Here is a 16,069-nt window from a genome sequence, read left to right as displayed (position 1 = left end):
CCATGTCACTGCCGTTGTGGTCGCCCACAACGGCAGTGTCTATCTGCCCAGAACCCTGTCAGCCTTGGCTGGCCAGACCCGGCCTGTCGACCGTGCCATCGGCGTTGATGCCGGTTCCGCCGACGACTCGTACAGCCTGCTGCGGGAATCCCTGGGCGACGCCAGCGTCCTGGCCTGCCCGCGGACCAAGGGCGGCATGGGGGCGGCCATCTCCGCAGGACTCGCCGGTCTGGTTCCTAAAGCCGGGTCGGGCAGCGGCGACGGGACGGAATGGATCTGGCTGCTACACGACGACGCCGCCCCGGCGCCTGATGCACTCGCTGAACTCCTCGGCGCCGTGGAGCGTGCGCCCTCCGTGACTGTGGCCGGGTGCAAACAGCTCGACTGGCACTCGCCGCGGCGGCTCATCGACGTCGGACTTTCCACCAGCCGCTGGGCTGAGCGGCTCACCTTGATCGACGCCGATGAGCTGGACCAAGGCCAGTACGACGGCCGTACCGACACTTTCGCCGTCAATTCCGCGGGCATGCTGGTCCGCCGGGACGTTTGGGACCAACTGGGCGGTTTTGACCCCGCTCTGCCTGGCAGCGGCGACGACGTTGACTTCTGCTGGCGGAACCGGCTGGCAGGCCACCGCGTCGTGGTGGTCCCCGCAGCCCGTATGTTCCATGTGGCGCACCGGCCCCACGCGTTGGGAAACCCCGCAGCTGCCCGCAAGGCGCAGGTGCACCTGCGGCTCAAGCACAGCCCGCTCTGGATGGTGCCTGTCCACGGCCTCGGGGCGTTGCTGGGCAGTCTCTTCAAACTCGTCCTGAGCATTGTGGTCAAGGATCCCGGCCACGGCATTTCACAGCGTGGCCACCTGTGCGGCCCTGGGCCGTCCACGGGCGGTGGCAAAAGCCCGAAGGGCGGCCAAACGGACCCGGCGGATCCGACGCTCGGTGATCCGGAAGCTGCAAACACCACGCCGCGAAGTGTGGAGCCACCGCCGGTCCCTGATGGAGGCGCTGGGATCGGACGGATCCGGCGCTGACCACCTGGTGCAGGATCCGCTCGCGCACCAGCCCACCGGTGACGCCGCTGATGACTTTGCCGCCCTCGCCACCGCCAGGAGGGGATGGGTGGGCAACGGCGCCCTCGCTGCCGTCATCATTGCGTCAATCGCCTCGCTCCTGGCCCTCACCGGCTTGTTCCGGGCCAATGCCGTCACTGGCGGTGGCCTGATCCCGGTTTCGGCCGGCCTGGGCGACATCTGGCACAACGCCTCCGGCTGGTGGATCAGCCTGGGAGCCGGACTCCCCGGCCACGGCGACCCCTTTGACTATGTGCTGTGGATTATCGGTGTCCTGGGTGGCGGCGATGCCAACCCGGCCATGGCCTGGCTCCTCCTCCTGGGCGCCCCGCTCTCCGGCCTTACCGCCTGGTTTGCGGCAGGCGGCCTGACTGGCCGGCGCCGGCTCCGGCTCGCAGCGGCCATCTTCTGGGCGGCTGCCCCGGCCCTGCAGGTAGCCCTCAACCAAGGCCGCGCCGGCGCGCTCGTAGCGCACATCATGATTCCGCTGGTGGTCCTGGGCCTGCTGCGGGCCACGGGTTCAGCCGTAGGCCACGGCAGCTTCAGCCTGGAAGCCCCGGTTGATGCACGTCCGGCCGACCAGGCGCCCGCCAAACCGGGAGTCAATGGCATGCCGTCCTGGACTGCATCGGCTGCAGCCGGCCTGGCGCTGGCCGTCACCACGGCCTCGGCCCCTTCCCTGCTTGTCCCGGCCGTTCTGCTCATTGTCCTCTGCGGGGTCCTGCTGGGCCGGCGGGGGCGGACCGTGTGGTGGGCCCTGCTGCCCACTGCAGCCCTGTTCGTACCGTTCGCCCTTTCCACCATGGACCGGCCGCGCGCACTCCTGGCCGACCCCGGACTTCCGCTTGGCTTCGACGCCGCGCCTCTGTGGCAGCAAGTTATGGGACAGCCCCTGGCGTTCGACCCCGCCGGCGGGTTGCAGGGACTGGGTCTGTTCTCCGGCGGACCGGTGCCCTGGGCCCTGCTGCTGGCACTCCTGGTCGCTGTTCCGGTTGTGGCCCTGGCCATCGTTGGCCTCTTCGTCGCGGGACGCCCGGTCCGGGCCGTGCGCTGGTTCTGGATTGCGGCTCTGGTATCGCTGGCCAGCGGATGGCTGACCAGCCACGTTGCCACGGGCATCAACGCCGACTCCCTGGTGACCCCCTTCCCGGGACCCGCGGTCTCGGCTGCCACTTTCGCCCTGCTGTCCGCCGCAATTCTGGGCGCCGGCCAGGTCATGTCGGCCGTGGACCGCCGGTCCGCTGCCGGGTCCAAGGCCACTGCGGCGCGCGCCGGGCTGGCAGTGGGCCTGGTAGTCCTGCTCGCCGGACCGTTGGCCGGGATGGCCGCGTGGTCCGCGCAGAACCTCCTGCGTCCGGCCACGGCCCCCGCCTCTGCGCCGGCAGCACCGGCGGATACGCCTGCGCCATCCGGCTCCGCGACGGGCGGAGCACTGGGTGCCGCCCGGCTGGTGGAAGCCGCGAACGCACGGTCCCTGCCTGCTACGGCAATCGACCGTGGTACCGGGCCCGAACAGACCCGCACCCTGCTCATCAGCACCAGTGACGACGGAACCTATAAGGCTTCCCTGATGCGGGGGTCCGGAACCACCCTGGACAGCCTCTCGGCCATTGCCTCCGCCCGCACCATCATCGGTGCCCCGGGCGCGGAAGAGGTCCGTGACGACGACGACGTCACAGCCTCTGTCCGCCGCGTCGTCGCCACCCTGGTTGCCGGGCAGGGAGTGGATCCCCGTGCGGACCTCGAACAACTTGGCGTCGGGTTCGTGGTGCTGCGGGCCGCAGACACGGCAGCCCAACTGACGGCCAGCCGCATGGATGCCGTACCTGGCCTGGTGGCGGTGGGGCAGACGGACGTCGGCTGGCTCTGGCGCATCAGCCCGTCGAACCAGGCGGTGCTGCAGGCTGCGGACGTCGCCCACCGCGTCCGCATCGTGGATCCGCGCGGCGCCACCATAACCTCCGTCCCCTCCGGGAGGGACGGCGTTGACGCTGCCGTCCCTCCCGGTCCGGAGGGCCGTCTGGTGGTGCTTGCCGAGCGGGCGGACCCCGGCTGGAGCGCCTGGCTCGACGGCCGCAAGCTGACGTCCACCACATCCGGCTGGGCCCAGGCCTTCACCCTCCCGGCCTCGGCCGGCCAGCTTACGGTCCGCTACGACAACCCATGGGCTTTCTGGGCCGCTGCCGGCCAAATCACGGTGATCGGCCTGACCGTAATCCTCGCTGTCCCGATGCCGACGCAACGGCCGCGGACCGGCCTCTCACGCGACGAGGGCTCCCTGCGTAAGGAACACCAAAATGCATGAGCACATCCCGCCGGCGGCCGCCGAGGCTCCTGCCCCGGTCCACGCACGGGCCACAGTCCAAGGCGAAACCGGCGGTGACGCCAAACGGTCCGGCCGCGGTTCCACCCGGGTGCCTCGCGGCAGGGGCCGGGCAGCGGCCGTGGCCGGAGCAGCCGCAGGGGTGCTCATCCTCGCCAGCGGTGGAGCCGTAGTCGCTGCCGGGTCGCTGGTGCAGGGGCAGGCGTCGAGCCGTGTCCTGCCGGTGGTGCGGGCGGCCGTTCCGGCAGGAGCCAGTGTTGGCGTGTGCCCGGGTCCCGCGAGGCTGCTGGAGGGTACGGGCACCGGTACCGACGCCCAGTTCCGGCCGGAGTCGGCCACGGCCGCGACCAAGGTCACCGCGGCCGTGCTGGGCGCCGGCGGCGTGTTGCCTGCGAGCCGCCTGACCCGCCTGGACGGGACGGCCGTCGTTGAGATCGCCAAGGACAGCGGGAAGTCTCCGGCGGCCGGCGCACCACAGGAGCTCCCCGCCGGAATTGTGGCGGACCGGGCCACGGACCAGGTCAACGTCCTCAGCGCCAATGCCGTGGCCAACCAGAACGCGTCCGCGGCCGGTGCCATGAAATACACCGCCACCGACGGCGACTTGCAGGGGAGTGCGGCAGCCACCTGCGGACAACCTTCCAACGACCAGTGGCTGGCAGGTGCCAGCACCACAGTGGGCCGCACTTCCGTCCTGGCACTGACCAACGCCTCCAGCACCCCTGCCACGGTAAGCCTGGAACTGTACGGTGGCGCAGGGCAGATCCAGGCGCCGGGCAGCCGTGGCCTGCTGGTGGCCCCGGGCACTACCCGCAGCGTCGTCCTTGCCGGTCTGGCGCCCAACGTTCCCCAGCTCAGCGTGCGCGTCCGCAGTGCCGGCGGACCCGTGGCTGCCTCGATCCAGCAGAGCGTCCTGCGCGGCCTGACCCCGGGCGGCGTGGACTTCATTGCGCCGGGGACTGCGCCGGCCATCCGCCAGGTAGTGCCCGGAGTGGATATCCAGGATCCGGCCGGGCTTGCCGCGCTGACGTCCCGCAACGGCTACGGGGATGCCGCCCCTGCGCTCCAGCTGACGGTTCCAGGCGCTTCGGACGCCGTGGTGGAGATCAAACTGTATGGTCGGGACGGCCAAACTGCGCTCCCTGCCGGCGGCGTGGTCACCGCCAAGGCCGGCTCCGTCACGGAAGTGTCCCTGGCCGGGGTACCGGCGGGCCAGTACACCATTGCCGCCTCATCGGACGTTTCCTTCGTGGCGGCCGCCCGAATGAGCCGCGGCCTCCAGGCCGGCCAACCCTCGGACGTGGCGTGGGCCGGATCCGCCGTGCGGCTGGGCAGCCAGCATGTTGTTCCCGTCCCCAAGGGCGGCCTGCGCCAGCTGGTATTCGGTGCCCTGGACACGCGGGCCACCATTACCTACGCGCCAATCACCGCCGACGGCAAGGTCCGGGCGGCCGCCACTGCGGACATCGCCGGCGGAACCACCGCCACCATCACCGTTCCGAACCAGGCTGAGGGTGCCGACGTCGTCGGGTATGTGGTGTCGGCGTCGGGGGATGCCGCCTACGGTTCCGTGCTCTTAGGCCAGGACGGGCGCAACGACATCTCCACCCTGGCCCTCCTGCCGGCTGCCGCCGGACAGGAAACCGTCCCGGTTACCCTGGGCTACTAGGATTTCTGACAGCCGGGACGCCCGGTCAATATCCAAGGAGGAGCCGCCGCGCGGCTGCCCGGCGCCGGGGTCAGTAACGGCGGCGGTACACCGGGTCCAGGGTCTCCGGGGCCACGCCGAGCATCTCCGCGGTGTGCTCCACCACGACGTCATGGACCAGGTCCTGGAGCTCCTCCACGCTTGAGCAGGCGTTCTCAACAACACGGCGGTACACCGTAATCATGGGCCCCTCGCCATGAGCGGCGGGCGTGTAGGCCCCCATGGGCGCAGTGGTGCCGTTGGCGGCCAACTCTTCGAGGTCCGGCGGGATTTCGTCGACGCCGAACCGGACGCCGTCAAGGGTCTTGCCCCAAATGTCATGGAGCCGCTGCGCCGAGTCCAGGACCAGATCGTCGAAGCGGTCGCCGCGGGTCCGGTAGCCGGGGTGGGTGGGAAGCATTACTTCGCCGCGCAGGCCGCGTCCGTGGCGGTTCCGGCGCCGCCGCAGGAAGCTCCTGCCGGTGGTTTCCACGCCCGGCGCAGCCGAGGCGTCCGGGTCAGCCAACCGGACCGAAAAACCTGATTCATGGTTCGATGACTGCATATACCGACTCTAAACCCGGGGGCGGATTTACGCGATATATTCCCGTGGCGGCCCGTGCGCGTCGGTGACTGCAGCCAATGCACGGCTTTCGAGGGATATAAGGGTAGTCTGTGATGTCGTGGGAGCTATCCGTCAATGTTCAAGGTCCGCCTGCCGCCAGTCGGCGGTAGCGACCCTGACGTACGTCTACGCGGACTCCACCGCAGTCCTCGGTCCGCTGGCCACCTACGCCGAGCCGCACTGCTACGACCTCTGTGAACAGCATGCAGGCTCGTTGACGGTTCCGCGCGGTTGGGAAGTTTTGCGGCTGGCCATGCCGACCACCCCGCAACAGCCCGGCCCGGACGACCTCCTGGCCCTCGCAAACGCCGTCCGTGATGCCGCGGCGCGCCCGGCGGAGCCACAGCCGCCCACCCAGCGCGGGCACCATTCTGCCCTCGAAGCGCCGGCCGGAACCGAAGGGACCCGGCGGGGGCACCTGCGCGTCCTTCGAGAACCTTCCTGACCGGCATCTGGCGGTAGGCTGGTTGCTGCACATCTTTTCCGCTACCGGCGCGAGCGCGCCCGCCAGGGAGCAAGAACACATGCCAAAGATCAGTCCCGAGCTGTTGTCCGTCCTGCGCTGCCCCGTGACCGGCTCGCCCCTGGTCCAGGAAGGCGAAGAACTGGTGGCCACCACGGCAGATGAAGCCGGCGTCAAGAACCGGTACGCCATCGAAGACGGAATTCCGTTGCTCCTTCCGCCGGAACTGCTGGCGGCAGCGGCAACAGCGGGCTCGGACCAGCACGATCCTGCCGCGGCAGGGCAATAATCCACCTGCACCAGCCCGCAACGAGAAACAGCAGGACGGGGACCAGGACCCCGCCTCAAGCAAAGGACCCTTCATGACTTTTGAGTACAAAGTTGCCGACATCTCCCTGGCGGAAGCCGGGCGGCACCAAATCCGACTGGCGGAGCACGAAATGCCCGGCCTGATGTCCCTGCGCGAAGAATTCGGGCCGACGCAGCCGCTCAAGGGCGCCCGGATCGCAGGCTCCCTGCACATGACGGTGCAGACCGCGGTGCTGATCGAAACCCTCACCGCGCTGGGCGCGGAGGTCCGCTGGGCCTCCTGCAACATCTTCTCCACCCAGGACGAGGCCGCAGCGGCAGTCGTCGTGGGCAAGGGCACCGTCGAGGACCCGCAGGGCGTGCCCGTTTTCGCCTGGAAGGGCGAGACCCTCGAAGAATACTGGTGGACGGCCGAACAGATCCTTACCTGGCCCGGTGCCGAGTCCAACCCCGAACTGGGTCCCAACATGATCCTGGATGACGGCGGCGACGCCACCATGCTGGTCCACAAGGGAGTCGAGTTCGAGGCCGCGGGCAACGTCCCCTCCGCAGACCCCGAAGATTCCGAGGAGTACGGCATCTTCCTCGAGGTGCTCCGCCGCTCCCTCGCCGCGGACCCGCAGAAGTGGACCCGCACCGCGGCCACCATCAAGGGCGTCAGCGAAGAGACCACCACCGGCGTCCACCGTCTGTACCAGCTCGCGGACCAGGGCAAGCTGCTTTTCCCGGCCATCAACGTCAATGACTCCGTCACCAAGAGCAAGTTCGATAACAAGTACGGCATCCGCCACTCCCTGCCCGACGGCATCAACCGTGCCACCGACGTGCTCATGGGCGGCAAGGTCGCCGTTGTCTGCGGGTACGGCGACGTCGGCAAGGGCGCCGCGGAGGCCCTCCGCGGCCAGGGCTCACGGGTGATCGTCACCGAGATCGATCCCATCTGCGCGCTGCAGGCAGCCATGGACGGCTACCAAGTGGCCAAGCTGGAATCAGTCCTGGCGCAGGGTGACATCTTCATCACCACCACGGGCAACAAGGATGTCATCATGGCCGAGCACATGGCGGGCATGAAGAACAAGGCCATCGTGGGCAACATCGGCCACTTCGACAACGAAATCGACATTGCCGGCCTTGCCCGCGTTCCCGGCGTGAAGAAGGTTGAGATCAAGCCGCAGGTCCATGAGTGGGTCTTCGACGCCGGCAGCGACGCCGAGCGCTCCATCATCGTGCTGTCCGAGGGCCGGCTCCTCAACCTGGGCAACGCCACGGGCCACCCGTCGTTCGTGATGAGCAACTCGTTCGCGAACCAGACCATCGCGCAGATCGAGCTGTGGACCAAGAAGGACCAGGACGAGTACGACAACAAGGTGTACGTCCTGCCCAAGGTCCTGGACGAAAAGGTCGCCCGCCTTCACCTGGATGCCCTGGGCGTGGAGCTTACGGAGCTGACCAAGGACCAGGCTGAATACCTGGACATCGACGCGGCAGGCCCCTACAAGCCTGAGCACTATCGTTACTGACACGTGAGGGCCCGGGCGCAGCAACGCGCCCGGGCCGTTATTTTCTGCACGTAGGATCGACACTATGGAGCCTGAGGAAAAGCCCCGCCGCCGGGGGAGCGTAAAGAAGATTCTCGCTGTAGCAGCCGTGTGTGTCCTGGCTGCCGTGGGTGGGGTTTTCGCCGCCGTCGCACCGGGCCTTGCCGGGGGTCCGCTCGAATCCGAAGCTGCCTCCGCACTGCGGACGTCCCCCGGAATCGCTTCCCCCGTGGTGCCCCCGGTGACACTGGATGCATCGCCGGCCAACGGCGCCAAGCAGGTCAACCCCGCGGCCCCGGTTTCCCTGAAAGTGGCCAACGGGACCATCCAGCGCGTCACCCTTACCAGTACCGCCGGGAAGATCGTCGAAGGCAGCATCGACCCCAACGGGACGGCATGGTCCGCCACCGGCCCCTTGGAGTTCAACACGGACTACAGCTACACGTACGTGGTCAAGGACTCGGCCGGACGCGAAACCAGCACCACCCAGGCCTTCAACACAGTGTCCAGCTCGCATGAAGCGGATGCCGCCATCTATCCGCTCAACGGCATGAAGGTGGGCGTGGGGCAGCCCTTGCAGATCATCTTCAGCGAGCCGGTAGTCAATCGCGCCGCCGTCGAAAAGGCCATCAAGGTCACCACGACGGCAGGCCAAAGTGGTGCGTTCCACTGGTACAGCGACACCATGGTCCGGTACCGGCCGGAAAACTTCTGGGCAGCCAATTCCACCATCACCATGGACATGCAGCTCTTTGGTGTCGACCTGGGCAACGGCCAGATCGCGAATTTCAACAAGAAGGTCAACGTCTCGATCGGAGACAAGAAGGTGGCGGTCGCGGATGCCACCGCGCACACGTTCACGCTCAGCGTCAACGACCAGCCGGTCAAGACCCTGCCTGTCAGCATGGGGGACAAGCGGTTCCCCTCGGCCAAGGGGTACGCGGTGCTGATGGAGAAGAACAGGTTTGACCATTTCCGGGCCGCCACCATCGGACTGAAACCCGGTGACCCCGCCTACTACGGTGAAGCCGACGTCGAATACACCATCCGCCTCACCCTGAGCGGCGCCTACATCCACCAGGCACTCGAATCCGCCTACCCCTACATCGGGAACACCAACGTCTCCCACGGCTGCATCGGATTCCTGCCCGACGGCGCAGCCTGGGTGTTCGACAACATGGGAACCGGAGACGTGGTCCAGATCATCAACACCGAGGGCGACTACGCGGCCAACACTGACGGCTACGGGGACTGGAACATCCCGTGGAACGAGTACGCCAACTGAGTCAGCCGTTGAACGGCAGCCGCTGGAGCCGTTGACCCACCGCCGAATTCCGGCGGCGCGATTCAGAAAGCCTGGTGAACTCCCGGTTCCGGCGCTCGGCGACGACGGCGGCCAGGAAGTGGTCAGGGCCGGTCCCCGGGGGCGGCGCGGGGGATACGTGCGCCGATAGTTCAGAGGCGATCGCCACCGCCATCTGCGCCCTGGACTGCGGCGCCATCCGGCCGGCCTGGCGAATGAACTGCGCTGCCCTGCGGGCCGTGGCGTCCGGAATCCGGCCGATGTCCGCGGCCGCTGCCCAGGGCTGCAGGTGGGGCGGCACGAACACGCGGATTGCCTCGTCGGCAGGCACCCGGCTGCGGACCGCGTAGGTGCCGGCCAACATATCGCCCAGGCGGCGGGATTTGTCGTTGAAGAGCGCCACGGCACATGCCAGGCCGCCGAAGGTCAGGTAGATTTCGAGGAATCCCGTCAGTCCCCGGATCAGCGCGTGCCGGAACCTGATACTGCCGCCGTCCTCGCGGACAACCCGGAGGCCGGTGGCCAACTTGCCCAGTGATCTGCCCCTGCTCAGGGTCTCAACCCCCACCGGAACAACGACGAGGCAGAACACCGCGGCGGCCAGGGCCAGCGCACGCGCGGCGGCCTCATCCAAGCCCCGGCCGGCGGCGGCCAGGCCAAACATGAATCCCACCAGCAGGACCACGTGGAAGACGACGTCGATGGCCAGGCCCAGAGCGCGGGCGGCGAAGGTGGCCGGCCGAAGTTCGAGGACGACTGCCTCGCCGGTGATGATCGGACTCACTGCGTCCCTGCCCTTCGCAGCTGGGGATGCGGACGACCGCACGTTATGGACGGTCAAAGTCTAATGCCGGGCGCTAGGCTGTAGCCGTGGATATGGACGCCTTCTCCGCAGTGAATGCGGACAAGTGGTCGCGGCTGAAGGAGCTCGCTGCCAAACGCAGGCTCACGGGTGCCGAGGCCGATGAACTGCTGGCCCTCTACCAATCCGTGTCCGGACACCTGTCACTGGTCCGTTCCATTGCGCCGGAGAGTGCATTGTCCGCCTCCCTCTCCGCCGCGCTCGCCCTGGCCCGGACCCGCTTCACCGGTGCCCGGTCCAACGCGATGGCGGACCTGGCACGGTTCTTTGTGGCGGCCCTGCCGGCCGCGCTGTACCGCCTGAGGTGGCTCACGGTATCCTGCGGGGCAGTATTCGTCCTTGTCGCCGCCACCTACGCGGCATGGATCGGAACGTCCCCGGATGCCCTCCGTGCGGTGGCATCCGAATCCGCCGCTGCGCAGTATGTCGATCAGGACTTCATCAACTATTACTCGGAAAATCCGGCAGCATCCTTCGCCGGTGCCGTGTGGACCAACAACGCCTGGATCTGCGCACAGGCGGTGGCCCTCGGAATTACCGGCGTCTGGGTGCCGATGATCCTGTTCAACAACGCCCAGGGCGTGGGGATTGCGGCCGGGATCTTCGCGTCGGCCGGCAAATCCGATGTCTTCTTCAGTTACATCCTGCCGCACGGCCTGATGGAGCTCACCGCCGTCTTCGTGGCCGCGGCCGCCGGCCTGCGCATCTTTTGGGCACTGGTCTCACCGGGTCCGCGGACCAGGAGCCGCGCCGTGGCCGAAGAGGGCAGGTCGCTGGTAACGGTGGCCCTGGGGTTGGTCCTGGTGCTGTTCGTCTCCGGCCTCGTGGAAGGTTTTGTGACGCCTAGCCCGCTGCCGGCCTGGGCCAGGATTGGCATCGGCGCGGCGGTTCTGGCTGCGTACTGGGTCTATGTCCTGGTGTGGGGCCGCCGGGCCTTTTTGGCAGGGGAACGCGGTGACCTTCGCAGCGAAGACGCCGGTTACACGGAAATCGCTGCCTGAATCGTTGTAATCCACCCGGGGTGGTTCCTCGCCCAGCAGAAGTTTCGGACGGTAGGCTCGAGGGCAGAATGAAGCGCGCCGGCAGACTTGGACCGGTGCGGAACCTGACGGAAGTGACGCTGCTGTGAACGACGAAACACCGGCCCGCGCCAAAAGCGAAGCGCCGCAGCCGGAGCCGATCCTGGACACCTCCGGGGATTCCGACGAGCCCGCGTTTTCCTGGCTGACACCTGCCGGCGGCAAGAAATCCGGCCGGGAAGAAGCTGCACAGGAAACCAAACCACCGCAGGCGGACAGCAGGGCGGGCCGCCGGGCGGCGGAATCCGCCGTGAGCTCCTCGGCCACGGGATCTGCGGCCGACGGGTCCTCGAATGCGGCCGCCGGGACCTCCGTCGATGAGCCGCGCGGCACCGCCGGCCAGGTCTTCAAGGAACCGCTTCCCACCTCCGCCCTGCACGTCCGGCCGCCCGAGGCAGAGGTGGAGCGCCGCAACGCCCAGCGCGAAAGCGCCGCGAACGCCAAACCGGTTGCCCCCCGCGTCATGCAGGTCCTGCTGGCCATCATCTACCCCTTCATCCTCCTCATCCTGGCCGTCCGGGCCGTGACCAGCCCGCTCTTCCTGTGGGTGGAATACAACCGTCCCGGTTTCCCCGGCGACGGATACGGCTTCAGCACTGACGACAGGATGACCTACGGCTCCTACGCCGTTGACTACCTGAGCAACTGGGCCGGCCCGCGGTACCTGGGAGACCTGGTGCAGCGCGGCGGCGAAAAGCTCTTCAAGGACGGCGAAGTCAGCCACATGGCTGATGTGAAGGTGGTCATCCTTTCCACCTTCGGCGCCGGCACCGCGCTGCTCATCCTGGCCCTGATCGCCCTCGTGTACCTTCGCAGGCGCAGCACCGGCGGAATCCGGCGCGCCCTCTTCGCCGGTTCGCTCATTACCCTCGTGCTGATCCTGGGCTTGGGCACGCTGGCGGCCTTGGGCTGGCAGCAGTTCTTCACCGAATTCCACCGGATCTTCTTTGCCGACGGGTCCTGGACCTTCAGCCTGGACGACACCCTGATCCGGCTGTTCCCGAGCCAGTTCTGGATCGACGCCGGCATCGGCATCGGCGGCATGGTGCTCCTGGCATCCATCATCACGCTGGTGCTGACGTGGCCCACGCGTCGCCGTCGCGGTATTGTCCGGGAAGACACAGACGCCGCCGCGGAGCCTGCGCCGGCGGATCAGCCGTAGATCTTGGCGATTTCCGCCTGGTATTCCTGAACCACGGTGGCCCGCTTCAGTTTCAGTGACGGCGTGAGATGCCCGGACTCCACGCTGAATTCGGTGTTGAGCAGCGTAAAGGTGCGCACTGACTCGGCTTTGGACACCAGCTGGTTGGCCAGGTCCACCGCTTCCTGGAGGGCGGCGAGGATCTGGGGATCGCTGATGGCCTCGCTGAGGGGGAGCGGCGGAAGGCCACGCTCCTCCCGCCAGTTGGCCACGCCTTCCGGGTCAAGGGTAAGCAAAGCGGACACGAACGGCTTCCCATCTCCCACCAGCACCGCATGTCCCACCAGCTGGTGGGTCCGGATCTTCTCTTCCAGCGGTCCAGGCGCCACGTTCTTGCCGCCGGCGGTGACCAGCAGATCCTTTTTCCGGCCGGTGACGGTGAGGAAACCGTCCCTGTCCAGCACCCCAAGGTCTCCGGTCCGGAAGAAACCATCCACGAACGCTTCGGCGTTCGCGGCCGGGTTTGCGTGATAGCCACGGAACACGCCAATTCCCTTGACCAGGATCTCTCCGTCTTCGGCCACCCGGATGGTGGTACCCGGAATGGGGATCCCCACTGTTCCCACCTTGGTGCGGGTCGGCGTATTGGCCGTGCACGGGGCCGTGGTTTCGGTCAGCCCGTAGCCTTCCAGGACGGGAATGCCCACGCCCCGGAAAAAGTGCGCGTCCTCCAAAGCAAGCGGACTGGCCCCGGACACCGTGTATCCCACCTCGCCGCCCAGCGCCTGCCGCAGCCGGGGATAGACCAGCCGGTCGAACAGTCCGTGCCGCACGCGGTTGAGCAGGCCAGGGCCTGGTCCCTCGCCCCGGCTCTGCCGGTCTTGCTCCCTTGAGTATTCGATCGCTGCGTTCGAGGCCGCCTCGAAAAGCCGGCCCTTGCCCGCCACCGCTGCCTTATGTGCCGCCGTTGCCCGAACCTTCTCGAAGATCCGCGGCACCACCAAAAGGAACGTTGGCCGGAACGAACCCAGGTCCTCCAGCAGCTGTGCCGCGCCCGGGGTGTGCCCCAGGGTGGCCCCCGCGGTGAGGCACACCACCTGCACGGCCCGGGCCAGCACATGGGCCAACGGAAGGAACATCAGTGTGCGGGGCTGGCCCTTCTGCAGGATTTCCGGCAGGAAAGCAACGATGTTCTTGGCCACCAGCGCGAAGTTCCCGTGCGTGATCTCGCATCCCTTGGGCTTGCCGGTGGTGCCCGACGTGTAGACCAGGGACGCGAGGTCGGCCAGGCCGGCGTGGCTGCGCTGCCGTTCCAGCTCGGCGTCGCTGACTCCGGCGCCGGCCGCGGCAAGGCTGGCAAGGTCCGGGGCCTCGCCGTCGTAATCCATCCGCACCACGTTGACCAGGCGGTCCCTGAGCGCGTCCGAATCTGCCAGGACGGCCGCCACCAGCTGTACCGTCGCATGGTCGCCGGCGAACACGCGGCGGACTCCCGCGTCCTGGATGATCCACTCCACCTGGCTGGCGGATGACGTTTCGTAGATCGGCACCGTAACGCCGCCGGCGAACCAGATGGCGAAGTCCACCAGGGTCCACTCGAAGGAGGTGCGGGACATCACCGCCACCGTGTCGCCGGGTTCAAGGCCGCCGGCGATGAGCCCCTTGGCCAGGGCGCTGACGTCCTGGAGGAACTTCTGCGCGGAAACATCCACCCAACCGTTTGGGCCCTTGCGCCGGTACAGCGCGTGGGCGGGGTTGGCGGCATGCTGCTCCAGCAGCAGGTCAGTCACGTTGCTGTTGGCATCAAGCTCTACCAGCAGTTCCGTGCTCGCTTCTCTCACAGCAGGTCTCCGTTTCCGCTGCCACGCCGCGGCGGCGGCTCTAACAGGTCTCTATTGCCATCCTGCCCTAGATCCAGGACGGCATCCACATCCGGACTTTCCAGTCGACATAGGGGATGACCTCGGCGGTCCAAATCGGGTAGAAGAATGCCGACAGCAGGACTGCGGCGGCCAGGTACAGTGCCACCAGGTACAGGCCGGAGCGCCGCCGCCAGGGCGGGTCCGTGGCGCGGCCCAGCACCAAACCCAGGCAATACGCCAGGGCAAGGATCAGGAACGGCTCAAAGGACACCGCGTAGAAATAGAACATGGTGCGCTCGGGGTACATGAACCACGGCAGGTAGCCGGCCGCCACGCCCGCCAGCACTGCGCCCGCGCGCCAGTCCCGGCGGCCTGCCCACCAGAACAGCAGGACCACCAGCGAGATGGCCGCCGCCCACCAGATCAGGGGGTTTCCCACGGACAGGATGGCGGTGGTGCACTTTTCCACGTTGCAGCCCGGGGTGCCCTGCGGCGGGGATTCGTAGAAGAACGACGTCGGCCGTCCCATCACCAGCCAGCTCCAGGGACTCGCCTGGTACGGGTGCTCGGAGCTCAGGCCCTGATGGAATTTGTAGGCTTCCAGGTGGTAGTGGATGAGGGACCTGACGGAGTCCGGCAGCCAGCCCCATTCGGTGGAAGGGTTGCTCTCGGCCCAATGGCGGAAGTAGGCGTTGTCCGAGAGGAACCAGCCGGTCCATGTGGCCGAATAGACGATGCCGGCCACGGGCACCAACCCGCCGAAGGCCGGAAGGCCGTCCCGGATGACACCGCCACTGATCCAGCCCCGAATACCCGCGACCCGACGCGCGTTAAGGTCCCACAGCACCGTGAGGATGCCGAATCCGGCGAGGAAGAAGAGGCCGGACCACTTGGTGCCCACGGCCAGGCCAAGGCAGATACCGGCGGCGATCCGCCACCAGCGGACGCCAAGCCATGGCCCGGCCAGCAGCGCCCCGCCCGGCGGCTGCCCGCCGTGCGCGGCGGCAATCCGCGCCAGCCGTGCCGCCAGCCGGCGGCGGCCGTCGTCCCGGTCCATGAGCAGGGCGCCGAATGCTGCAAGGATCCAGAACGCCAGGAAGACGTCCAGCAGCGACGTGCGGGACATGACGAGGTGGTGGCCGTCGACGGCGAGGAGCAGCCCCGCCGCGCCCGCCAGCGGAAGGGAACGGAACAGTTTCAGGGCGATCAGCGAAACGAGCAGTACCGTGAGGGTCCCCGTGAGCGCGGCGGCGAAGCGCCAGCCGAACGGATTCTCCGGCCCGAAGAGCCACATCCCTGCCGCGATCATCCACTTGCCCACTGGCGGGTGGACCACATATTCGGGTGTATTCAGCAGGACGTCCGGATTGCCGGTGTTGAACGAGTCGTTGGCTTTGTCCGGCCAGCTGCGCTCGTAGCCGCTGATCAGGTAGGAGTACGCGTCCTTGACGTAGTAGGTCTCGTCGAAGACCAGCTTGTGCGGTACCTCGAGCCGCACAAACCGGAGGACCCCGCCGATAAGCGCCGTCAGGACCGGAACCAGGATGAACCACAGTCGCAGGGATATCGGGTGGTCCCGCCAGGATGTGTGTGCGCCCAGAAGCCGTGCCGTCAGGGCCTGGACGGTGAACGCCTCCTCCGGCCGGCTGACCCATCGATGGGTGTGTTCTCCGCGCCCGGCAGCCGTTGCAGCGGCTCCGGCCGGGGAAGGCGGCGGGGTGGGTTCACCGGCGCCGGCCGGCCGCGTCGAGGTCTGCGTCACGAGCCCCATGCTACCTTTTGCGGCTGGAAGACCCGGCGGCAGT

Annotated in this window: 11 protein-coding genes and 1 pseudogene; 8 read left to right on the top strand and 4 right to left on the bottom strand. The window is 67.8% G+C overall.

Annotated features, from left to right (window positions below):
* The first annotated feature begins 16 nt into the window (after positions 1-16).
* Positions 17-3,377, top strand: a pseudogene (locus ACX5I6_RS18720) (glycosyltransferase).
* A complete protein-coding gene (locus tag ACX5I6_RS18715; protein ID WP_461841445.1) occupies positions 3,370-5,064 on the top strand; it encodes a DUF5719 family protein in 1,695 nt (564 codons plus the stop codon). The pseudogene ACX5I6_RS18720 and the gene ACX5I6_RS18715 overlap by 8 nt, the downstream one beginning before the upstream one ends.
* Before the next feature lie 70 nt (positions 5,065-5,134).
* Here the strand turns inward: ACX5I6_RS18715 and ACX5I6_RS18710 are convergent, their stop codons facing one another.
* Positions 5,135-5,647, bottom strand: a complete 513-nt coding sequence (locus ACX5I6_RS18710) for a metallopeptidase family protein (protein ID WP_461841444.1) — start codon at positions 5,645-5,647, stop codon at positions 5,135-5,137.
* A gap of 118 nt (positions 5,648-5,765) precedes the next feature.
* On the opposite strand from ACX5I6_RS18710, the gene ACX5I6_RS18705 reads away from it, so the two are divergent.
* From ACX5I6_RS18705 to ACX5I6_RS18690, 4 genes are all read left to right on the top strand, one after another.
* The gene (locus tag ACX5I6_RS18705; protein ID WP_285248265.1) at positions 5,766-6,152 is read left to right on the top strand and encodes a DUF3499 domain-containing protein; all 387 of its coding nucleotides are present in this window, start codon (positions 5,766-5,768) and stop codon (positions 6,150-6,152) included.
* Between the two features lie 79 nt (positions 6,153-6,231).
* Positions 6,232-6,459, top strand: coding sequence for a Trm112 family protein (locus ACX5I6_RS18700; RefSeq protein WP_026264923.1), 228 nt, complete (start codon positions 6,232-6,234; stop codon positions 6,457-6,459).
* A gap of 73 nt (positions 6,460-6,532) precedes the next feature.
* Positions 6,533-7,999 (top strand): adenosylhomocysteinase, encoded by a 1,467-nt coding sequence (gene ahcY / locus ACX5I6_RS18695; RefSeq protein WP_461841443.1) that lies wholly within the window; start codon positions 6,533-6,535, stop codon positions 7,997-7,999.
* Between the two features lie 64 nt (positions 8,000-8,063).
* Positions 8,064-9,302, top strand: a complete 1,239-nt coding sequence (locus tag ACX5I6_RS18690) for a L,D-transpeptidase (protein WP_461841442.1) — start codon at positions 8,064-8,066, stop codon at positions 9,300-9,302.
* A gap of 1 nt (position 9,303) precedes the next feature.
* Here the strand turns inward: ACX5I6_RS18690 and ACX5I6_RS18685 are convergent, their stop codons facing one another.
* On the bottom strand, positions 9,304-10,104 hold the full coding sequence (locus ACX5I6_RS18685) for an RDD family protein (RefSeq protein ID WP_461841441.1): 801 nt from the start codon (positions 10,102-10,104) through the stop codon (positions 9,304-9,306).
* An 86-nt stretch (positions 10,105-10,190) separates the two neighbouring features.
* On the opposite strand from ACX5I6_RS18685, the gene ACX5I6_RS18680 reads away from it, so the two are divergent.
* Both ACX5I6_RS18680 and ACX5I6_RS18675 read left to right on the top strand, forming a co-directional pair.
* The gene (locus ACX5I6_RS18680) at positions 10,191-11,183 is read left to right on the top strand and encodes a stage II sporulation protein M (RefSeq protein WP_461841440.1); all 993 of its coding nucleotides are present in this window, start codon (positions 10,191-10,193) and stop codon (positions 11,181-11,183) included.
* Between the two features lie 124 nt (positions 11,184-11,307).
* Positions 11,308-12,423, top strand: a complete 1,116-nt coding sequence (locus ACX5I6_RS18675) for a TIGR01906 family membrane protein (RefSeq protein WP_461841439.1) — start codon at positions 11,308-11,310, stop codon at positions 12,421-12,423.
* Here ACX5I6_RS18675 and ACX5I6_RS18670 read toward each other — a convergent pair.
* Together ACX5I6_RS18670 and ACX5I6_RS18665 are read right to left on the bottom strand one after the other, a co-directional pair.
* Complete coding sequence (locus tag ACX5I6_RS18670; protein ID WP_461841438.1) at positions 12,414-14,243, bottom strand: AMP-dependent synthetase/ligase; 1,830 nt, start codon at positions 14,241-14,243, stop codon at positions 12,414-12,416. The genes ACX5I6_RS18675 and ACX5I6_RS18670 overlap by 10 nt on opposite strands.
* 67 nt (positions 14,244-14,310) lie before the next feature.
* Entirely contained in the window at positions 14,311-16,035 is a 1,725-nt protein-coding gene (locus ACX5I6_RS18665) for a dolichyl-phosphate-mannose--protein mannosyltransferase (protein ID WP_461841437.1), read from the bottom strand.
* Between the last annotated feature and the right edge of the window lie 34 nt (positions 16,036-16,069).

Source organism: Arthrobacter sp. MMS24-T111 (assembly GCF_054888995.1).
This window is presented reverse-complemented; position numbering and strand designations above follow the sequence as displayed.